General features: G+C 39.8%; 17 protein-coding genes. 16 read left to right on the top strand and 1 reads right to left on the bottom strand.

The genetic code is table 11. From position 1 onward, the window contains the following. Positions 1–12: 12 nt before the first annotated feature. Positions 13–465 (bottom strand): homoprotocatechuate degradation operon regulator HpaR, encoded by a 453-nt coding sequence (hpaR, locus tag ACWPW6_RS03990; protein ID WP_154623326.1) that lies wholly within the window; start codon positions 463–465, stop codon positions 13–15. A 405-nt stretch (positions 466–870) separates the two neighbouring features. Between hpaR and ACWPW6_RS03985 the strand changes: the two genes are divergently transcribed. The 16 genes from ACWPW6_RS03985 to bcsD all read left to right on the top strand — a co-directional run bounded on the left by ACWPW6_RS03985 (position 871) and on the right by bcsD (position 21,480). Next, complete coding sequence (locus ACWPW6_RS03985) at positions 871–1,500, top strand: fumarylacetoacetate hydrolase family protein (protein WP_154623391.1); 630 nt, start codon at positions 871–873, stop codon at positions 1,498–1,500. Then, entirely contained in the window at positions 1,500–2,273 is a 774-nt protein-coding gene (locus ACWPW6_RS03980; protein ID WP_154623390.1) for a fumarylacetoacetate hydrolase family protein, read from the top strand. Before ACWPW6_RS03985 ends, ACWPW6_RS03980 begins: the two co-directional genes overlap by 1 nt. Beyond that, positions 2,266–3,732, top strand: a complete 1,467-nt coding sequence (gene hpaE / locus ACWPW6_RS03975) for a 5-carboxymethyl-2-hydroxymuconate semialdehyde dehydrogenase (protein ID WP_154623389.1) — start codon at positions 2,266–2,268, stop codon at positions 3,730–3,732. The genes ACWPW6_RS03980 and hpaE overlap by 8 nt, the downstream gene beginning before the upstream one ends. Before the next feature lie 137 nt (positions 3,733–3,869). Continuing rightward, positions 3,870–4,751 carry a 3,4-dihydroxyphenylacetate 2,3-dioxygenase gene (gene hpaD / locus ACWPW6_RS03970; protein WP_154623388.1) on the top strand — a complete coding sequence of 294 codons (882 nt, stop codon included), beginning with the start codon at positions 3,870–3,872 and terminating at the stop codon, positions 4,749–4,751. Between the two features lie 9 nt (positions 4,752–4,760). Continuing rightward, a complete protein-coding gene (locus ACWPW6_RS03965) occupies positions 4,761–5,141 on the top strand; it encodes a 5-carboxymethyl-2-hydroxymuconate Delta-isomerase (protein WP_154623387.1) in 381 nt (126 codons plus the stop codon). 9 nt (positions 5,142–5,150) lie between these two features. Beyond that, positions 5,151–6,377, top strand: coding sequence for a Bcr/CflA family multidrug efflux MFS transporter (locus ACWPW6_RS03960; protein WP_454209334.1), 1,227 nt, complete (start codon positions 5,151–5,153; stop codon positions 6,375–6,377). Then, positions 6,374–7,840 carry an NAD-dependent succinate-semialdehyde dehydrogenase gene (locus tag ACWPW6_RS03955; protein WP_154623385.1) on the top strand — a complete coding sequence of 489 codons (1,467 nt, stop codon included), beginning with the start codon at positions 6,374–6,376 and terminating at the stop codon, positions 7,838–7,840. Before ACWPW6_RS03960 ends, ACWPW6_RS03955 begins: the two co-directional genes overlap by 4 nt. A gap of 103 nt (positions 7,841–7,943) precedes the next feature. Next, entirely contained in the window at positions 7,944–8,747 is an 804-nt protein-coding gene (gene hpaH, locus ACWPW6_RS03950) for a 2-oxo-hept-4-ene-1,7-dioate hydratase (protein WP_154623384.1), read from the top strand. 9 nt (positions 8,748–8,756) lie between these two features. Further along, a complete protein-coding gene (gene hpaI / locus ACWPW6_RS03945) occupies positions 8,757–9,563 on the top strand; it encodes a 4-hydroxy-2-oxoheptanedioate aldolase (protein WP_163860738.1) in 807 nt (268 codons plus the stop codon). Between the two features lie 199 nt (positions 9,564–9,762). Beyond that, entirely contained in the window at positions 9,763–11,133 is a 1,371-nt protein-coding gene (gene hpaX / locus ACWPW6_RS03940) for a 4-hydroxyphenylacetate permease (RefSeq protein WP_154623383.1), read from the top strand. A 76-nt stretch (positions 11,134–11,209) separates the two neighbouring features. Further along, on the top strand, positions 11,210–12,097 hold the full coding sequence (gene hpaA / locus ACWPW6_RS03935) for a 4-hydroxyphenylacetate catabolism regulatory protein HpaA (RefSeq protein ID WP_154623382.1): 888 nt from the start codon (positions 11,210–11,212) through the stop codon (positions 12,095–12,097). Between the two features lie 452 nt (positions 12,098–12,549). Then, entirely contained in the window at positions 12,550–12,876 is a 327-nt protein-coding gene (locus ACWPW6_RS03930; protein WP_249999926.1) for a hypothetical protein, read from the top strand. Positions 12,877–12,917: 41 nt separating this feature from the next. Next, complete coding sequence (gene bcsA / locus ACWPW6_RS03925) at positions 12,918–15,029, top strand: UDP-forming cellulose synthase catalytic subunit (protein ID WP_249999924.1); 2,112 nt, start codon at positions 12,918–12,920, stop codon at positions 15,027–15,029. Further along, positions 14,920–17,337 carry a cellulose biosynthesis cyclic di-GMP-binding regulatory protein BcsB gene (locus ACWPW6_RS03920; RefSeq protein WP_272683002.1) on the top strand — a complete coding sequence of 806 codons (2,418 nt, stop codon included), beginning with the start codon at positions 14,920–14,922 and terminating at the stop codon, positions 17,335–17,337. Before bcsA ends, ACWPW6_RS03920 begins: the two co-directional genes overlap by 110 nt. Further along, positions 17,327–21,022 (top strand): cellulose synthase subunit BcsC-related outer membrane protein, encoded by a 3,696-nt coding sequence (locus ACWPW6_RS03915; RefSeq protein ID WP_249999919.1) that lies wholly within the window; start codon positions 17,327–17,329, stop codon positions 21,020–21,022. The genes ACWPW6_RS03920 and ACWPW6_RS03915 overlap by 11 nt, the downstream gene beginning before the upstream one ends. A gap of 2 nt (positions 21,023–21,024) precedes the next feature. Next, a complete protein-coding gene (bcsD, locus tag ACWPW6_RS03910) occupies positions 21,025–21,480 on the top strand; it encodes a cellulose biosynthesis protein BcsD (protein ID WP_154622188.1) in 456 nt (151 codons plus the stop codon). Positions 21,481–21,488 lie beyond the last annotated feature (8 nt).

Raw genomic sequence — 21,488 nt, 5'->3', positions numbered from 1 at the left:
GACACGACGATTTTAGGCACTCTCTTTTTTATCAGCCATATTACTGTAATCAGGGCTTTCTAAAGCAATTAATTCATCTAACAGGGCCGTTAATTGCTGCATTTTTTCATGAGAAAATGCCTGCTCAATTTTTTGATAACCTTCTTCCACTTCTTGCCGTGCTTTGTCATATAGCGTCTGACCACCAGGCGTCAGAGAAACATAGAGTTTGCGCTGATCATTGAGTGGTTTTAAGCGAAAAATTAAGCCTTCTCGCTCCATACGAGTCAAAATACCCGTCAAACTAGGACGCAGAATGCAGGTTTTAACTGATAACTCATGGAAATCGATAGAGCGTTTATCAGCAAGTACTCGGATAATACGCCATTGCTGTTCAGTCAAATTATATGACTTTAAAATAGGTCGAAAGAACCCCATCGCGGTCTCTCTTGCCTGTAATAATGCAATTGTCAATGATTCATGCATAAGTCTAAAACTCACCACTCTAAAATGTTTATTTAATACCAATAGGTTGGTATTGGACTAGATATTGCGCCTTAACACCGCAAATTTTTTCAGTGATAGCCTATTCTATCTACTTAGAACCAAGGTTAGCACGGTAAAATAACAATCACAAAGAAAAACCCTAAAATATTAATGAGTAAATAATCCACCTTACTCACAAAAAGTTAATAAAAAGTTACAATAAAAAATCAAAAAAAATATCAAAACCCTGAATATTAAAGGGTTACATGAAAAAAATCCGAATATGTTAAAGAGATCACAATTAAAATTAACAATTCAGTTCACCTATTGCCAATTCCAAATTAATACATTATTAATATATTAACAATCATTCGAAATCTTTGTTTTTCTAATAAGGAGTTGTCAATGAAAGGCACCGTTTTTGCCGTTGCCCTCAATCATCAAAGCCAAGTGGAACACTGGCATGAGGCATTCGGGCAAGCCCCTTATAAAACCCCACCAAAAACACCGGTGTGGTTTATAAAACCGCGTAATACTCGAATTAACTCAGGGGATAATATTTTACATCCTGCGGGTGAAGTGGTGCAAAGTGGTGCAACACTGGCACTCATTATTGGTAAAAATGCACGTAAAGTCAGTCAATCTGAAGCCAAAAATTATATTGCAGGCTTTGCGCTAGCGAACGAAGTTAGTCTCCCAGAGGAGTCATTTTATCGCCCAGCTATCAAAGCAAAATGCTGTGATAGTTTCTGCCCTATTGGGGAAATGATTCAAACCGCTTTAGCAGCACCAATAGACATCATCACGCTTATCAATGGTAAAGAAGCCGATCGTTGGTCAACCAAAGATCTCGTTCGCGATGCCAGTGAATTAGTTGCCGCACTCAGCGAATTTGCAACTTTAAAAGAAGGTGATGTGATTCTGATGGGAACCCCTCATCAACGTATCACTATCCAACCAGGTGATGAAGTTACTGTTCAAGCAGAGGGCTTTCCAAGCTTACGCAATAAAGTTGTCGCGGCGGGAGGACAATAATGAAGCATGCTAAAATCCGTTATCAAGGTACTGAGTATTCAGTCACTGTTGGCGATAATGAAGAGATCACATTACCCAATGGCCAAGTCATTGCAGGTGATGACGCACATGTTGAATGGCTACCACCGGTCAGAGGAACACTGTTCGCTCTTGGCCTGAATTATGCTGACCATGCGACTGAATTAGACTTTAAGCCACCTGAAGAGCCACTCATTTTTATCAAAGCAGACAATACGTTAACAGGTCACCGTCAAGTCTCAGTTCGCCCTGATAATGTCGAATACATGCACTACGAATCAGAACTCGTTGTCGTGATTGGCAAAGCGGCACATAAGGTATCGCAAGAAGACGCGATGGATTATGTTGCAGGCTATACCGTGTGTAACGACTATGCGATCCGTGACTATTTAGAAAACTACTACCGTCCAAATCTTCGCGTCAAGAGTCGTGACACTTTAACGCCAATTGGACCATGGGTTATCGACAAAGATCAGATTAAAGATCCGCACAATCTTGCGCTTTATACCTATGTTAATGGAGAACTGCGTCAAAAAGGGACGACGGCTGATCTCATTTTCAATATTCCATTTTTAATTTCCTACCTAAGTGATTTTATGACACTGCAACCGGGTGACATGATAGCAACAGGAACGCCAAAAGGACTTTCCGATGTTGTGCCTGGTGATGAAGTGATCGTTGAAGTTGAGGGTGTAGGCCGGCTGATTAATTATATTGTCAGCGAGAAAGAATATGAGGAACGTTGTAATGACTAAGATTAATCATTGGATTAATGGCAAAAATGTTGCCAGCAAAGACTATTTCGAAACCACCAACCCAGCAACAGGTGAAGTACTAGCAGAAGTTGCTTCAGGTGGACAAGATGAAATCAATCAAGCCGTTGCTGCCGCCAAAGAAGCATTCCCTAAATGGGCTAATACGCCGATGAAAGAGCGCGCTCGCTTAATGCGCCGCTTAGGTGAATTAATCGATCAAAACGTACCTGAAATTGCAGAAATGGAAACACAGGATACAGGTCTACCAATTCATCAGACTAAGAACGTATTGATCCCACGAGCTTCACATAACTTTGAATTTTTTGCTGAAGTTTGCCAACAGATGAACGGTCGCACCTATCCTGTTGACGATAAAATGATGAACTACACGCTGATTCAACCTGTCGGTGTATGTGCATTAATTTCACCATGGAACGTGCCATTTATGACGGCCACATGGAAAACCGCACCTTGCTTAGCTTTAGGGAATACCGCCGTTCTGAAAATGTCGGAGCTATCACCTTTATCTGCAAACCGTTTGGGTGAATTAGCACTAGAAGCAGGTATTCCTGCTGGCGTACTTAACGTGGTACAAGGCTATGGCAGCACTGCCGGTGATGCGTTGGTCAAACACCATGATGTTCGTGCTGTTTCCTTCACTGGTGGCACAGCGACAGGCCGTTTAATTATGCAAAATGCGGGTCTGAAAAAATACTCCATGGAACTGGGTGGTAAATCTCCTGTTCTCGTATTTGAAGATGCTGATATCGAACGTGCACTCGATGCTGCCCTATTTACCATTTTCTCAATTAATGGTGAACGCTGTACTGCTGGCTCACGTATCTTTATCCAAGAAAGTATCTATCCAGAATTTGTTAAACGTTTTGCAGAGCGCGCTAACCGCCTTATCGTTGGTGACCCTACCGATCCCAAAACTCAAGTGGGTGCACTGATCAGCGAACAGCATTGGAACAAGGTTTCTGGCTATATCCGTCTTGGCGTGGAAGAAGGTGCAACCTTATTAGCAGGAGGCCCTGATAAGCCAACCGATCTACCTGCTCATCTGAAAAATGGGAATTTCTTACGACCTACTGTATTGGCCGATGTCGATAACCGTATGCGTGTTGCTCAAGAAGAAATATTTGGCCCTGTCGCTTGCTTAATTCCATTCAAGTCAGAAGAAGACGGTTTACGCATGGCTAATGATGTTGAGTATGGCTTAGCCTCTTATATTTGGACACAAGATGTCAGCAAGATCTTACGTTTATCTCGCAGCATTGAAGCCGGTATGGTGTTTGTTAATACCCAAAACGTACGTGACCTGCGTCAACCATTTGGTGGCGTTAAAGCCTCAGGTGTAGGCCGTGAAGGCGGTGAATATAGCTTTGAAGTTTTTGCAGAAATGAAGAACGTTTGTATTTCCTTCGGGGATCATAATATTCCTCGTTGGGGTGTTTAATTCATTGAGATAATTAAATTATTGGTAATTCAATAATAAATATTTAATTTAACTTGTGCCCTAAATAGTTCGAGCTGTAGTTATGCAAATTCATTTTTTTGCTACAGCTCGAAATACGACGGGGGAGGTAAAAACTTATGGGTAAATTAGCACTTGCGGCAAAAATAACACATGTTCCATCCATGTACTTGTCAGAATTACCCGGCAAACACCACGGCTGCCGTCAATCCGCTATTGATGGTCACAAAGAAATCAGCCGTCGTTGCCGCGAACTTGGTGTTGATACTATTATTGTTTTTGATACTCACTGGTTAGTAAACAGCGCTTACCATATTAACTGTGCTGATCACTTTAAAGGGATTTACACCAGTAATGAGCTCCCTCATTTCATTCGCGATATGGAATATGAGTACGATGGTAACTCAGAGCTCGGACGTATGATCGGTGAAGAGGCGCGTAAATTAGGTGTTCGTGCTCAATCACATGAAATTCCAAGCTTAACATTGGAATATGCCACGTTAGTTCCTATGCGTTATATGAATAGCGATCGTCATTTTAAAGTGATCTCTATTTCTGCCTTTTGTACCTCCCATAGTTTTGAATCCAGCCGTAAGTTAGGTGAAGCGGTACTCACTGCCATCGAAAAATATGATGGTACTGTTGCAGTATTTGCGAGTGGTTCACTATCCCATCGTTTTATTGATGACCATCGTGCAGAAGAAGGCATGAATAATTATACCCGTGAATTTGATGAGCAGATGGATAAGCGCGTTGTCAAATTATGGCGTGAAGGCCGTTTTGAAGAGTTCTGCAAAATGTTACCTGAATATGCCGACTACTGTTATGGCGAAGGCCATATGCACGATACCGTAATGCTATTGGGCATGCTGGGCTGGGATAAATACGCTGAAAAAGTGGAAGTGTTAACTGATTTGTTTGCAAGTTCAGGAACTGGGCAAATCAATGCCATATTCCCTCTGCCAAGTTATATCACTGATAAACAAGAAGCGAATGCGTAAGGAGTGATCATGCCGCATTTTATTGCTGAATGTACAGACAATATTCGTGATCAAGCCAATCTACCTGAGCTATTTGCTAAGGTAAACAGTGCATTAGCTGGAACAGGTATTTTCCCTTTAGGCGGGATCCGTAGCCGTGCTATTTGGTTAGATACTTGGCAGATGGCCGATGGTCAGCATGACTACGCTTTCGTCCATATGACACTCAAGATTGGCGCTGGACGTTCACTTGAAGATCGAGAGAAAACAGGCCAGATGTTATTTTCACTCATCAAAGAGCACTTCGCTCAGCTTATGAATGAGAGATATCTTGCTTTGTCATTGACTATGGAAGAGCTTGATCCTGTTTTGAATTACAAACAAAACAATGTTCACGCTCTCTTTAAATAAGGAAGCATGATGCCAGCTGCGTTCGATAGACAGATTCCTCGCTACTTAATTCCATTATTAGGTTCATTAGTAGCATTTGGACCATTATCGATAGATATGTATCTGCCCGCATTACCGCAAATGGGGAATGATCTCCATGCGACTCAAGGACAGATGCAATATACGCTCGGCGCTTTTTTTGCAGGCTTCTGTATTGGTATGCTGTTTTATGGGCCACTCAGTGATCTTCTCGGTCGTCGTAAGATGCTGTTAAGTGGCCTCATTATTTTTACACTCGCGAGTTTACTCTGTGCGCAAGCTTCATCGGCTAATACCTTAATTGCATTCCGTGCATTACAAGCCTTTGGAAGTGGAGCCGCCATTGTCATGGCTCAAGCGATCGCAAGAGATGTTTATCCTACGGCTGAACTCCCTAAAGTCTTGTCGCTGATGACGCTAGTCACCATGATCGCCCCGCTGCTAGCGCCGCTACTCGGTGGTTTTTTATTAATTCACTATCAATGGCAAGTGATCTTCTATCTTCTTGCGCTGATAGGACTTTGTTCCACTTGTTGTATTTTTTTCTTACTCCCTGAAACACTGCCGCATCAAGAGGCATCTCAAAACTTACTCCGCGTTGCATTCCATAATTATGCGCAAGTGCTGAGTGACAGAGAAGCGCTAAGCATTATTGGCACTATGGCTTTCTCTTTTGCAGGCATGTTCGCTTTTATTAGTGGATCCCCTTTTGTCTATATTAATTATTTTGGGGTCTCGGAACAGCATTACGGCTTATTATTTGGCTGTAATATTCTCGGCATGATAGCGGTATTACTGCTGAATGTAAGATTACTCAAGGTTTACAGTTTAACTCGCATACTCTGTCTACAAAGTGGAGCTCAATTGCTGTTTGGGTTATTTCTACTCATTTTCTACCAGCAAAGCCTGCCTATTATTGTTATTCTGGTCGTGCTGTTCTTATCGATGGTGAATGCTATCGGTACAAACAGTTTGTCACTGTTATTGCAGCATCGAGGAAAGATTGCTGGCAGCGCCAGTGCTCTTGCTATTTCAATACAATTTGCATTGGCGGCGCTAGCGAGTGTTGCTGTTTCTGTTCTACAGGATGAATCCCCATTTGCTATGGCGCTGGTTATGGCTGTCTGTGCCGGATTAAGTTTCACAAGCCAACGTTTTTCGGCCAAAAATGTCCGCTCACAGTTAATATCAGTGCCTTCGGAGAAAAAAGAAAAATGAGTATTAATGTCAATTCTACCTTATTCCGCCAGCAGGCTTACATCAACGGTCAATGGGTTAATGCCAACGATAATAGCCAATTCGATGTCACTAACCCAGCAAACGGTGAAATCATTGCAAAAGTCAGTAATGTAGGCGCAGCGGAAACCCAACAAGCCATTGATGCCGCTGAAAAAGCCCTGCCAGCATGGCGAGCTAAAAGCGCCAAAGAACGTAGCCAAATTCTGAATAAATGGTTCCAATTGATGATGGATAATCAAAAAGAACTTGCTGAATTACTTAGCTGGGAGCAAGGCAAATCCCTCACTGAATCAATGGGAGAAATTGCCTATGGTGCAAGCTTTATTGAATGGTTCGCTGAGGAAGGTAAACGCGTTTATGGTGAAACCATTCCATCACCACTACCCGGTCGCCGTTTAGTCACGATTAAACAACCCGTTGGTGTGGTCGCCGCGATAACGCCATGGAACTTCCCAAATGCCATGATCACTCGTAAAGTCGGCCCAGCACTGGCAGCGGGTTGTACTATGGTACTTAAACCTGCCGCTGAAACACCGTTATCTGCATTAGCGCTAGCTGCACTCGGTGAGGAAGCCGGTATCCCTGCTGGGGTGTTTAATATTGTTCCTGGTACTGATGCAAAAGCCATTGGGGGGGTTTTGACATCCAGTCCAATCGTTCGCAAATTAACGTTCACGGGTTCAACCCGCGTAGGTAAGTTGTTGATGGCACAATGTGCCGATACCGTCAAAAAACTTTCATTAGAACTCGGTGGAAATGCGCCTTTCATTGTCTTTGATGACGCTGATCTAGATGCCGCTGTACAAGGCGCGTTAGCCGCTAAATTCCGGAATAGTGGACAAACTTGTGTCTGTGCTAACCGTATCTTAGTCCAAGAAGGCATTTATGATGAGTTTGCCAAACGCCTCGCAAAAGCTGTCAATGAGCTGAAAATAGGCCCAGCCACTCAAGCCGATTCACAGCAAGGCCCTCTGATTAATCAAGCGGCTGTCGATAAGGTGACTGAACACATTGCCGATGCCGTCTCGAAAGGTGCTCGTGTACTCACAGGCGGAAAACCGGCATCACTAGGCGGTTTATTCTTTGAACCCACTGTATTAGCTGATGTCACTGAAGCCATGGTCGTCGCCAAAGAAGAAACTTTTGGGCCTTTAGCGCCATTGTTTAAGTTCCGCGATGAGCAAGACGCTATTGATTTAGCAAATGATACCGAATTTGGCCTAGCCTCTTATTTCTATTCTAGAGATATCGGCCGTATCTACCGTGTTGCAGAAGCACTGGAAAGCGGCATGGTCGGTATTAATGAAGGCATTATTTCAAATGAAGTTGCCCCATTTGGTGGCATTAAGCAGTCAGGACTGGGGCGTGAAGGTTCACGTTACGGAATTGAAGACTATCTGGAAGTGAAATATCTCTGCTTTGGTGGGCTGTCGACTAACTAATTGAATTTTGACAGATTACCGCACTGCCATAAGGGCAGTGCGGGTTAGAAAGCGCCCTACATTGCTTGCGTGGTAAGCAGAGTTCAACAGGAGCAATACTCGCATGTTACAAAAAGATATCATATCGCAAGTTGCACAGCGACTTAATCAGGCTGAGAAAACACGTGAACAGATCCGTCAGATATCATTGGATCACCCACAAATAACGATTGAAGATGCTTATGCGATTCAACGTGAGTGGGTTGGCTTAAAAATCGCTGAAGGACGTTCTCTAAAAGGCCATAAAATCGGCTTAACATCTAAAGCGATGCAGGCTAGCTCTCAGATTGATGAGCCAGACTACGGTGCACTTCTTGATGATATGTTTTTTGACGATGGCTGTGAAATTCCAACCGATCGCTTTATTGTTCCACGTATTGAGGTTGAATTAGCTTTCGTTTTAGCGAAACCATTAAGTGGACCCAATTGTACGCTGTTTGATGTTTATAACGCCACAGACTATGTCATACCGGCTCTGGAGCTGATTGATGCTCGCTGCCATGGTATTGACCCTGAAACAAAACGCCCACGCAAAGTGTTTGATACGATCTCAGATAACGCAGCAAATGCCGCGGTCATCTTAGGGGGCAGACCGATCAAACCACGTGATCTCGATTTACGTTGGATCAGCGCGTTACTCTATCGTAACGGTGTCATTGAAGAATCCGGTGTCGCTGCCGCAGTACTGAACCATCCAGCAAATGGTGTGGCTTGGCTGGCGAATAAATTGGCTCCGCATAATGTGCAACTTGAAGCAGGACAAATCATTCTAGGTGGTTCATTTACTCGCCCAGTGCCTGCTCGTAAAGGGGATGTATTTCATGTGGATTATGGTGTGATGGGTTCTGTTAGTTGCCGATTTGTCTAAGGAGATACCGTGGATATCCTACAAAATTCATTTAAACATGCCCTAAAAGAAGGTCGACCACAAATTGGCTTATGGCTAGGATTATGCAGTTCATACAGTGCAGAGCTTGTTGCGGGAGCTGGCTTCGACTGGCTGCTGATTGATGGTGAACACGCACCTAATAATGTGCAAACCATCTTAACTCAGTTACAAGCGATTGCCCCTTATCCATCACAACCGGTCGTTCGTCCGCCTTGGAATGATCCGGTGATCATTAAACAGCTATTAGATATTGGTGCACAGACGTTATTACTGCCAATGGTACAGAATGCGGAGCAAGCCAAGCAAGCTGTGCGTGCAACACGCTACCCGCCTGCTGGGATCCGTGGCGTTGGCAGTGCTTTAGCACGGGCATCTCGCTGGAATCGTATTCCTGATTACCTGCAACGTGCCAATGATGAGATGTGCGTCATTGTACAGGTTGAAACTCGTGAAGCGATCAATAACCTGTCAGAAATTTTGCAAGTTGAAGGCATTGATGGTGTCTTTATCGGCCCTGCTGATCTTAGCGCTGATATGGGCTATTCAGGTAATCCAAACCACCCTGATGTTAAAGCTGTGATCGAAAAAGCGATCGTACAAATTCGCGCAGCGGGCATTGCACCCGGTATTTTAATGGCAGCACCTGATGTTGCTGAACATTATTTAAAATTAGGTGCACTATTTGTTGCGGTGGGTGTTGATACAACATTGTTAGCTCGTGGTGCAGAAGCACTCGCAGCTCGCTTTGGCAATACCGTTACTGAGGTTACATCCAATACACCAAGCGTGTATTAATGAGTGCTAATACAGTAGTAAAGACTTCTTATGTCATTTTATTGATGTAATTTTTATTACCCTACAAATACACAATAAATGGCATAAGAAAAACAACATTAACAACCAATGTGCCGACAGGGCAGACATATTTAATGGCTGCCTCAGAGCCTTTTGTACCCATAACAGCATAAAATGCATATAAATGAGGGATTTACAAATGAGCAAATTATCCAACGTTGCTGAACCAAACCCTGCTGAGCAGCATAAGAATTTGACTGAGCCACAACAACGCGTTATTAAAAAGTTATTCCGTCGATTGATTGTATTTTTATTCGTACTCTTTGTTTTCTCTTTCCTCGATCGTATTAATATTGGTTTTGCTGGCTTAACCATGGGGAAAGATATTGGCCTAACATCCACCATGTTTGGTCTTGCAGCCACACTGTTTTATGCAACCTATGTCATATTTGGCATCCCAAGTAATATTATGTTGGGTATTGTCGGTGCACGTCGTTGGATCGCAACCATTATGGTGCTGTGGGGGATCGCATCAACAGCCACCATGTTTGCAACCGGACCGACAAGTCTCTATATCCTACGAATGCTAGTAGGGGTGGCTGAAGCAGGCTTCTTACCGGGTATTCTGGTCTATCTAACCTACTGGTTCCCTGCTTACTTCCGTGCGCGAGCGAACGCCTTATTCATGGTCGCAATGCCTGTCACAATGGCATTTGGCTCCCTTGCATCTGGCTATATTCTCGAAATGGATGGCATCTTTGACCTCAAAGGCTGGCAGTGGCTGTTCCTACTAGAAGGTTTCCCATCTGTCATCTTAGGTGTACTTGTTTGGTTCTATCTGGATGATTCACCAGAAAAAGCCAAATGGTTGACCAAAGAAGACAAAGAAAGCCTCCAAGAGATGATGGAACAAGATAAGTTAGAGCTTATCCAACCACATGGTTCAAAAAGCCATACTGCATTGCAAAATAAAAGCTTATGGAGAGAGATTTTTACGCCTGTCGTTCTGATGTACACTGTGGCTTATTTCTGCCTGACGAATACACTCAGCGCAATTAATATCTGGACACCACAAATTATGCAGAGCTTTAACGAAGGTAGTAGTAATGCCATGATCGGCTTACTTACTGCGATTCCTCAGTTCTGTACCATATTGGGAATGATTTATTGGAGTCGGCGCTCTGATAGGTTACAAGAGCGTAAAATGCACACGGCACTTCCTTACCTATTTGCCGCAGCAGGCTGGGTATTGGCAGCCTTAACACATCATCCCGTCATTCAACTTATTGGTATCATCATGGCATCGACGGGGTCATTTACAGCTATGGCGGTATTCTGGACAACCCCAGATCAATCTATTAGTTTACGCGCGCGTGCTGTTGGTATTGCCGTTATTAACGCGACAGGTAATATTGGTTCCGCGGTTAGCCCACTCTTAATCGGTTGGTTGAAGGATCAAACAGGTAGCTTCAACTCCGGACTCTATTTTGTCGCGGGTTTACTGGTAATCGGAGCTATACTGGTAGTATTGATACCAATGAAAAATTCACGCCCTAGAGCAACACCTTAATATTTAAGATAACGAAAAAGATTAGAGCCGCGCGATGATACCGTGCGGCTCTAATTGAACAGAACAATGGGAGAACATGGTCGTGTCATCATTAATAACTAATATCGATATCAGCAAAGATTATGATGAGACACAAGGGAATGATGATGTTCATTACCAAACATTCGGTAATATGGCGGCGTTTTTTGGCCGCGATATGCAAGCTCACCGACATGATGGCTTTTTCCAACTCCATTATCTGGAAACAGGTCATATTACATTACAGCTTGATGAACAACGTTATTCTGTTCAAGCACCATTATTTATTCTCACGCCCCCTTCTGTACCCCATGCTTTTTTTACTCAAGAAGATACTGACGGACATGTGCTTACTGTTAGGCAAGATCTAATAACGCCATTATTAGAGTCCCTCTACCCCGCAAACCCAGATATCGTTGCAATACCAGCGATTTGTTTATCTGTTGCTGATAAACCGGATGATCTAGAAACTTTTCGTCATTACTGGGCATTGATGGCTCGCGAATCCGCAAATAGTTACGCAGGCCGAGACCAAGTCTTATCCTCTTTAGCACAAGCTTTATTTACTTTTCTCTTACGTTCGATCCCACTTGACGATCACCCTATCAGTGGAGTGAGAGGAGAGCATCATCTCTTTCAACGTTTCAATCAACTCATTGACTCACACTACCATGAGCATCTTTCTATTCCTGAATACGCAAATAAACTCGGTGTTACCGAGTCTCGACTCAAAGATATGTGTCGGCGATTCGCTAACCGACCGCCTAAGCGATTAATTTTTGACCGCATATTACGAGAAGCGAAACGCATGCTATTATTTTGTGACAGTCCTGTATCAGAAATTGCTTACCAATTAGGCTTTAAAGATCCCGCCTACTTTGCGCGTTTCTTTAATCGCTTAGTGGGTGATTCACCAAGCCAATGGCGTGATAAAAACATTCATTAGCCAATCCATGACTTAACAAACGAGAAAGATAGATTGTCTATAACAAAAAAATCTTGATATTTTCATTTTATATATATCGTCATAAAAACAATCAAAGATGATTAATAATTAATCTAATATTAAATTATCAATTATTGTCGTATATAAATCATAATTTAGATTTTTTCAATATATATTTTCAGCTATTTTATTTATTCAAAATAGCTATTGATTTTAAAAGAACCAATAAATACTATTTATCCAAATTTCACAATTACATCATATTTAAAAATCAAGTCTCCGAATTCTATAATGTATCTCTATAGATTGTTTACATATTATCAATCAAAGCAATTTATCCAATATTATAACTAAATATTATATCAAAATAAGATGATTTACCTAAAAGACCATGGTAAAAATCATCCATTAAATGAGTAATTGCTTTGGTTATTTTTAGGGTAAGGTTAACTATGTACGATGATCTAAATTCATTAAGCCGCCAACTTAAAATGGATAATTTCGCCTTTCTTGAAATAGAGGAGAAAAATCATTCCAACAATGAGAAAACATTATCAAGTATAACGACAAAAAAAGAACCTGTATTATCTGAGAATATAAAAGAGGAAGCCACATCTCTTACTCAAGAAAAAACAGATAGCAATCAGTCCGCACAACCTGAACTTGATCACTTTATGGATTATAAGCATAACTATTATCATAATCCTGTAGCATCAGAGCCACACCTTGAGCGAATAGTTATTCTTAGTGACCTTTTTTCAAGCATTAGCAAGAAATAAAAGACATTAAATATAATATAACTTCATTATGAGTTAGCTATATGCAAAAAATACGCAACCTCTTAATATCTTCATTTTTTATAGTTTTATTTTTTCTATTAATCATTATCCCTCTAGATAGTGATAAGCAATTTATATTAGGTGGAGTTTTGGTTGCATTTATATTTTGTATTGGCAGAATTAAAAACAAAAAAACGCAACTCATGATGATCTTAGTTTCATTACTTTGCACTTCACGTTATGTTTGGTGGAGAGCGACAACAACACTCTATTTTGATTCATATCTAGAATTATTTTTAGGTTCATTGCTATTTATCGCGGAGCTTTATTCACTCACCATTTTATTATTCGGTTATATTCAAACATATTGGCCATTACAAAGAAAAATAGAGCCATTGCCAAAGGATACTTCATTATGGCCAACTGTTGATTTGTTTATCCCTACCTATAATGAACACATTGATATTGTTAAAGATACGGCACTTGCTGCTCAATGCATCGAATACCCTAAAGACAAATTAAATATTTATATATTAGATGATGGAAAACGAAGTGAATTCCGCCAACTCGCAGAGGATATTAATGTTGGTTATATCATCCGTCCTGATAATAGCCATGCAAAAGCAGGAAACCTAAACCACGCATTAACAAAAACCAGCGGTGAACTGATCTGTATTTTTGACTGCGACCATGTTGCAACTCGGGTGTTTTTACAAGCAACTGTAGGTGCCTTCTTAGCAGATGAAAAACTCGCTCTAATACAGACCCCGCATTATTTTTATTCTAAAGATCCTTTTGAGCGTAATTTAACAGCAGCCAAAAGAGTCCCACATGAAGGTGCCCTTTTTTATGGGCCAGTACAACAGGGTAATGATAATTGGAATGCTGCGTTCTTTTGTGGTTCATGTGCAGTTATTCGCCGTAGTGCACTCAAAGAGACAAACGGATTTGCAGTTGAAACGGTTACTGAAGATGCTCATACCGCCCTTAAATTACAGCGTAAAGGCTGGAATACGGCATTTTTAAATATTCCACTTTCTGCTGGCTTAGCGACTGAAAGATTAACTTTACATATTAATCAACGTATCCGCTGGGCTAGAGGAATGACACAAATATTTCGTATTGATAATCCATTGCTTGGCAGAGGACTAACATTTGTACAACGCATTTGTTATTTAAACGCAATGCTACATTTCCAATATGGATTACCTAGAGCTATCTTCCTCTTATCGCCACTCGTTTTCATTTTATTTAGCCTAAATATCATTTCATCATCGGCTACTTTAATATTTTCCTACGCCTTACCTCATTTGATCACATCAAACTACGTGAATTCAAAACTGGTTGGTCACTATCGTTATTCATTTTGGGGGGAAATTTATGAAACAGTCATGGCATTTCATTTAATACCACCAACCTTAATGAGTTTAATATCCCCTAAACTGGGCAAATTTAACGTCACAGATAAAGGCGACCTGACAGATAAAAATTACTTTGATCATCGTGCTGTCCGCCCACTGATTATTGTCGCTTTACTCCTATTATCTGGAATTAGCATTGCCTCCTTTAAATGGATTGTAGGTACCTATAAAGACATTGACGATGGCGTCATCATTATCAATCTTACCTGGGCTATTTATAGTTTGCTGATTGTTTTAGCATCCATCTCTGTGGCAAAAGAAACGAAACAATTACGTCGTGCTACTCGGGTTCCAGCATCAATTCCTGTTACTGTATGCTTTGCTGATGGCAGTCATATTGAAACTCACTCAATAGATTTATCCATGAGTGGCGCAAGACTTCATTTACCCCTTGAGCATCACCATAAACGAGGGGTTATCACACAAATTGCAATTGGAATCGGTAAGGAAAGTGCATTAATTCCCATTAAAAAAGCTTGGGTTGACGAGCAAAAACTACGTCTAGAATTTGATCATTTAACCAATACGGTCCGGCGAGATGTTGTACGTGTTGTTTTAACTCGTGCAGATGCTTGGTTTTCCCCTCTTAGTCCTACTGATAAGCCATTAAGATCGTTTATAGATGTCCTGCAATGCGCATTTGAATTATTTATTATCCGCAGAAATAAAAAAATATTGGATAACTCGATTCTTCTTTCAAAACAGAATAATGAAGAGCGGCAACATGTTTAACTATCTTAAGCTTTTGCTTATCGCCTATACATTACTGACCCATACTACGGCTATTTTTGCTGTAGAACTTAGTGATGAAAATAATAAGTTGCCCTCTCAATTAGCATTTTTATTAGATGATAATTTAGCGAATAACACAGAGGCGATTGAGACTACAGCAGAAGAAATTTCATTAAAAAAAATGGGATTAACGCATGGTGTCACTTTAAATGGCGATACTCTGCAATCAGGGATCAGTTTCACACTCCCTTATGATTTTATTGCAACTCATGCAGAAATGCAGCTCGTCCTTTCCATCGATAGCGCTGAGAATATTGAAAAAGATAACTTACAGGTCACTTTAAATGATCAATCGTTAGGTGCAATACCGCTATCTCAAATTGGCAAAGATGAGGCTATTTTTACTTTTAAAATAGCAAACACAGTTTTATCCTCAAAAAATAACCTTAATTTTCAAATTATTAGCAATGATGACATTATTAACAACGAATGGACATGTCAGCGCCCAGATCTAAAAAATGTAACTCTCAAAATATCACCTTCAAGCATTATGGCGATGCAAGGGATACTCATGAATACACGAAAATCCCTAATGGACTTCCCTCGACCCTTTTTAGATCCGCTAAAAATTAATAAAAACGAACTTGCGTTTGTTTATTCCGCCGCGCCTAATCCAGATATTTTAGCCGCCTCAGCAATCGTTGCTTCTATTTTTGGGATCAAAAGCGAAGAAAAAGAGAATCACTTTCATGTTTATTTGGACCAAATCCCTGAAAAGCATGCTGTTTTATTTACAACAACCAATGAAATGATTGCGGGTTTATCCTTTGCGCATTCCGATGGTCCGCATTTAAAAATTATTGATAATCCTATCAATCAAAAATATAAAATTTTAGTCTTAAGTGGGCGTAATGCAGAAGAGTTACGACAAGCAGCTTACCAGCTTTTCACTGAGGATTTACCCGATGGCGATAGCGACCATTTACACGTTCCCGCTTATCGTTCTAAAAATCGATTAGCTTATGATGCCCCTAATTGGCTCCCACTCAAAAAATCTATTCCTTTTAGCCAAATAATGAAAACGAATGATGCGTTGCAATCTCGACTGTTTTTACTGGAGGAAAAGAATATTACTTTTCAAGTTCCTCCTGATACTTTCATGTTAACGGGGAATAAAATCCCAGTACAAATCAATTATTCTTTCGATAAAAAAAATTGGGTAGATATGAATAATTCGATATTAACAATTGCCCTAAACTATCAATTTTTAAAAAATATTTCTGCTCATAAAAACAGTGTCATTACTGCAATTACTGATTTCTTCGGTCATAATCAAAAAAACAGTACTATGCTCTACCTTGATAACTCAGGTTTGATTGGTAAAAATAAACTCAGCTTTTACTTCAATATTAAGACCGATGAAAATATCGCTTGTGACATTATCAATAATGCGAGTTTTGTTAATCAAATACTCACAAACTCAACTATTGATCTTAGCGATGCATCTCATTTTGGCGAGTTACCTAATACACATTGGTTTTTAAATGGATTATTTCCATACACTAAATATGCAGATCTCTCAGATACCGTTCTGTTATTGAACAGACAACCGGAAAAAGAAGATATTGTTTTAATGTTACAACTCATGGAGAAATCAGGTCGTATTACTGGTTTTCCTGTTAGTCATTTAACTATACTGAGTGATACTCAAAAATCACATAGTAAATTAAAAAATTCAAATATCATTGTTATTGCTAAAATAAAAGACATTCCAGCAGTAACATCGCTCATGAAAGGAACCTCCTATCACTATAGCAATGGAAATCTAAATATTATTTCACCTTCGTTATTCAAAAAAGTAAAACTACTGCTTTTAGGTGAGTGGAAAAATCAATTCGAAATAGTGAGTGATTTTCTATCAAATACTCATCAGTGGCGAGGCATACTCAGTTTTCAATCCCCATGGTCTTCAAATAAAGTTGTGACAATTTTGACTGCAACAAATACAGAACAGTTAAATAAGCTTTATAATGATATCAAAAAATCGGAAAGACAGCCGCTCGATGCGGGTGACATTCTCTTATTCAGTGACGCTGACAGTATTAAAAACTTAAGCATTAATCCATCATTTTTATCTGGAGAACTTCCTCCGCATAGATTAGTTCTATGGTTTTTTAGCCAACATTTATTCTTATTAATGGTTATATTGTTTAGTTCATTATTATTCATTAGCTTCTATTTATATAATAAATTTAAACAACATGAATCCAAACGTCTGACAAAGGTGAAAAGGGAATATGAAAGTTAATTTATTAATAAACACACTTATCACTTTGTTATGTGGAACATATTCATTATCAATATTGGCTAATTCATTAGAAAATGAAGTCGCCATCAAAATGCTTTTAGAAAAAGCAAATTATTGGCATAGCAAATCGAATTATCCTCTTGCTTACGATGCTTTATACAAAGTTTTTGCCATTGAACAATATAACATCGAGGCATTATATTTAATGTCCCATTACAAAATTCAACAGGGAAAAAAACAAGAAGCTATCCTCTGGATCAATAAATTAAAAAAATATTCTCCGAATGATCAGAGAATAGTCAAGCTCATGCGCCTCGATCCCCATAAAGATATCTCGCCTGAATCCTTACAACAGGCTCGTGAATGGGCGAAAAATGGTCATATCAAGCAAGCTATACAAGCTTACGATAAGCTATTTGCCAATCATCCACCTACTGGTGATCTAGCATTAGAATACTATGAAACACTCGCTGGCAGTAAAGCGCATTTAGATAAAGCGATTTTAGCATTAACCGAAAGAGTACAGCACTCCCCTTCTGATTTTAAAGCGCAACGTATTCTAGCGACTGTATTAACCTATCAGGAAAAAACACGACGCGAAGGAATACAAAAACTCTTTCAAATTGAAAATAAAAATGAAGTTGTGATTCATTCACTTAAGCAGGCTCTACTTTGGCTGCAACCTAATGAACAGGATTTACCCCTGTATCAGAATTTTATTAGTTTATCGCCAAAGGATGATAGCGTAATGGAGTATTATCACAGTCGTGTTGGAAATAACGAGACCCTTTCAGGATTTTCCCTACTAAATAAAGGGCACATTGCTCAAGCTAAACAGAAATTTACCGCTGTTTTGATGAAGGATCCTAAAAAAGTTGATGCTATCGCAGGACTTGGTTACGTGGCATTACATCAAAAAGATTACCAACAAGCAGAAAAACTACTGACTGAAGCGGCAAATAACACAAAAGAACATAAGAAAACACAATGGCTAAAAGATGCTCAAAATATGGGCTATTATTCAGCAATCGATACTGTGAAACAATTAATACGCAGTAAGCAGTATGATAAGGCATTGATATTAATTAATGAAACTCATGCCAGTGATACACAACAACTCATCACCCTTGATTTATTTCGCGGACAACTTTATCGAGCAAAAAAAGATTATTCCAGTGCAGAATCACTGTATCAGCAGCTTGATAAAAAATACCCTAATAACAAATTAATAAAAGAGCAGTTAATTTGGGTGTTTGCAGAGCAAAAAAAATATGCTGAATTTGAACAATTACTACAGTCATTACCGCTTGCTGAGCGTCATGCTTACCAACAAAAAATAGATACCAGTGAACAACACCGACAAAGTGCGGCAAAGGCGCTCGATAACGGTTTAATCAGTGAGGCTGAACAGATTCTTAAGAACGCCCTTGTGAAAGCGCCTCAAAATGCTTGGCTAACCTTAGACTATGCTCGAGTGTTAATGAAAAAAGGTGAGCTCGAAAAAGCCAATGCCATGATGAATAATCTAGTTGCTAACTATCCGTCAGCAGCAACTTGGCATAGCGCTCTCATTTGGGAATCTGAACAGAACCAGTGGAATAACGTACTCATTTTAATTAATAAAATTCCGACTGAATTTCAGAGCGATGAAATCATCACACTCAAAAAACGGGCTACATTAAATAAGCAAATCGATATTGCTCAACATTACATTGATAATGGCAACTATAATGCCGCTTTAAATACATTGAAACATAATATCAATACATTACCAGATAATCCCAGTGATATTGGCCGTCTTGCTCAGCTATATATGGATGCCGGCGACAACCAACAAGCCGTTAATATTATTCGTCAAAATTTATCGGCAACCCCCCAGGGAAACTTAAAAGATTATACACAGCAGATTCTTATTTTACGTCGCTTAGGTTACTACTCTGAAGCAGAAAGCTTAATGAATACCCCTGCTTTACTGAGCGCGATGAGTGAAAAAGAAATCAGCAATATCAGAATAAGCTATCTCAGTGAACAAGCGGACTCATTTCGTGAAAATGGCTATTTGAATGAAGCTTGGCAAATATTAGCACCAGAAATAAAAAATGACCCTAATAACAGCAAGTTACTCCTAAGTACAGCGCGTATTTATCAAGCCAATGGCCAATCAGACCAAGCAACCGATATTTATCGCTACATTTTGTCCATTTCCCCCAAAAACCAAGAAGCATTAATTGGTTTAGTCAACTTAGCAATTAGCAATAAAAACATTACAGAAGCGAAGAAATACTTTGCTGATATCAAGCCGACGGACCATACCGATTATATCGTTCTATCTGCACGTCTCGCGCAACTTGCAGGGGATAATAACCAAGCTATAAAATTATTAAAAACCGCACAATGGGGATTAGTTCAACCACAAAAAAATCTCACTTATTTGCCTATCAATCATCCCTTATCTGGGGAAATGCAGACTTATCGCTATCAAAATAATCGCCAAAAAGAGCAACTCAATCACATCGAAACGTTGTTGGCAGATTTGCGGCAAAAAACATCTGTATCGATAAATAGTGAAGTACAGTTTACCCGTCATTCAGGGGAGTCGGGGCTAAGTCAATTAACTGAGCTCAAAGAAACAGTCACACTCTCACTACCATTATTTGATGATGTGAAATTAGCCCTAAATGTTTCGCCCTCGATGATGAGCTCAGGTAAAACCCCCGCAGAAAATGCCAGTCTAGTGGGGAGTGGTGCTTTGACGCGTGCGAATAGACGTAGCTTGGTAGAAAGTGATTTGCGAAATGATTTACATGCCGATGAGATTAATGAGCGTGCAATACAAGGCTTAGAATCAAGCATGATGCTCAAAGGTGATAACTTCCAATTCGATTTCGGGCATACCAATAGCGATGGCGTGATTGTTTCTTTGGTGGGAGGGGCAGAATGGATGCTCGAAACGTCACCAAACAGTCGGTTAACTTTTGGTGCAGAGCGAAGAGCCGTTACAGACAGTCTCCTTTCCTATAGTGGACTCATAGATAGCACAACAGGGAGAAAGTGGGGAGCAGTCACCCGTAACGCCGTTTCAACGCAATATGCTTGGGATGACAGCCAATATGGTGCATATGCAAAAGTGGCCATTAATAAATATATTGGTACACAAGTGCCTAATAACCAATCCATTGATTTAAATACGGGCACTTACATTTATGGCATAAATAAAAAGGATAAATCACTAAAGTTTGGCGCGAACGTTCATTATATGGGATTTGATAAAAACCTAAATCACTATACCTTAGGGCAAGCAGGTTACTTTAGTCCTCAAAGATATATTGCGATTTCTTTACCCGTTTCTTATGAACAAACGATAGATAAATTATCATTAAAATTAAACTCTACATTAGGCTATCAATCATATTCTTCTAATAGCGCGGATTATTATCCCACTGATAAGCGATATCAGGCAGAGTTAAAAAATTATTCTCAGAATGATGAATATATAGATTACGTATATGAAAAATCCAGTGAAAAAGGATTCAGTTACTCCATTAATTTTGACACTAATTATAAATTTTCACCATCGTCATTTATCGGCGCTAATGTAAGCTACAATACTTTTGGTAATTACAACGAAACAAAAGCAAATATTTACTTTAAATATTTATTCGACAACGATATACTAGGAAAATAAAAATGATCTTTGACCAAGATAGTTATCTACAGCGCGGTTATAAGACAGGCTGGCATGATTTAATTAATTTTTTATTTATTGAATTTTCATCTGGAGAAACCAATGAAGGTTGTAAAACATTAAGAAAAATAGGACAACAACTTGGTGAGTTACATACTATTGAAAACTCAAATACATTAAGTCAGCTTGAGAAAAACATTAATACTGTTTTAGAGATGTTTAATTGGGGCTTTGTGAAGATGGCCCCCGCAAATAGCGAGTTATTAATTATGCATTGCGCATGGCCTCATGCACCAACATCTGTAAATAAAAAATGGCGAAGAGCTAGTGCTAGCATTTTAGAAGGGCTTTATACTCAGTGGTTAATAACCCAAGGTGGTAATAAATCAGTTCCCGTTTTATGGAATGAAAATGCCACTGAGGATATATTTATATTTCGTTATGCTTTATTTAAATAAAGAAAAAC

The organism is Providencia sp. Marseille-Q8014 (genome assembly GCF_965112055.1).
Note: the sequence above shows the minus strand (reverse complement) of the source record. Positions and strands in the feature narration are given on the sequence as shown.

Excerpts from the sequence above, each read along its gene's own strand:
- hpaR (WP_154623326.1), bottom strand. The coding sequence starts at position 465 with ATGCATGAATCATTGACAATTGCATTATTACAGGCAAGAGAGACCGCG.
- ACWPW6_RS03985 (WP_154623391.1), top strand. The coding sequence starts at position 871 with ATGAAAGGCACCGTTTTTGCCGTTGCCCTCAATCATCAAAGCCAAGTG.
- ACWPW6_RS03980 (WP_154623390.1), top strand. The coding sequence starts at position 1,500 with ATGAAGCATGCTAAAATCCGTTATCAAGGTACTGAGTATTCAGTCACT.
- hpaE (WP_154623389.1), top strand. The coding sequence starts at position 2,266 with ATGACTAAGATTAATCATTGGATTAATGGCAAAAATGTTGCCAGCAAA.
- hpaD (WP_154623388.1), top strand. The coding sequence starts at position 3,870 with ATGGGTAAATTAGCACTTGCGGCAAAAATAACACATGTTCCATCCATG.
- ACWPW6_RS03965 (WP_154623387.1), top strand. The coding sequence starts at position 4,761 with ATGCCGCATTTTATTGCTGAATGTACAGACAATATTCGTGATCAAGCC.
- ACWPW6_RS03960 (WP_454209334.1), top strand. The coding sequence starts at position 5,151 with ATGCCAGCTGCGTTCGATAGACAGATTCCTCGCTACTTAATTCCATTA.
- ACWPW6_RS03955 (WP_154623385.1), top strand. The coding sequence starts at position 6,374 with ATGAGTATTAATGTCAATTCTACCTTATTCCGCCAGCAGGCTTACATC.
- hpaH (WP_154623384.1), top strand. The coding sequence starts at position 7,944 with ATGTTACAAAAAGATATCATATCGCAAGTTGCACAGCGACTTAATCAG.
- hpaX (WP_154623383.1), top strand. The coding sequence starts at position 9,763 with ATGAGCAAATTATCCAACGTTGCTGAACCAAACCCTGCTGAGCAGCAT.
- hpaA (WP_154623382.1), top strand. The coding sequence starts at position 11,210 with ATGGTCGTGTCATCATTAATAACTAATATCGATATCAGCAAAGATTAT.
- ACWPW6_RS03930 (WP_249999926.1), top strand. The coding sequence starts at position 12,550 with ATGTACGATGATCTAAATTCATTAAGCCGCCAACTTAAAATGGATAAT.
- bcsA (WP_249999924.1), top strand. The coding sequence starts at position 12,918 with ATGCAAAAAATACGCAACCTCTTAATATCTTCATTTTTTATAGTTTTA.
- ACWPW6_RS03920 (WP_272683002.1), top strand. The coding sequence starts at position 14,920 with ATGTCCTGCAATGCGCATTTGAATTATTTATTATCCGCAGAAATAAAA.
- ACWPW6_RS03915 (WP_249999919.1), top strand. The coding sequence starts at position 17,327 with ATGAAAGTTAATTTATTAATAAACACACTTATCACTTTGTTATGTGGA.
- bcsD (WP_154622188.1), top strand. The coding sequence starts at position 21,025 with ATGATCTTTGACCAAGATAGTTATCTACAGCGCGGTTATAAGACAGGC.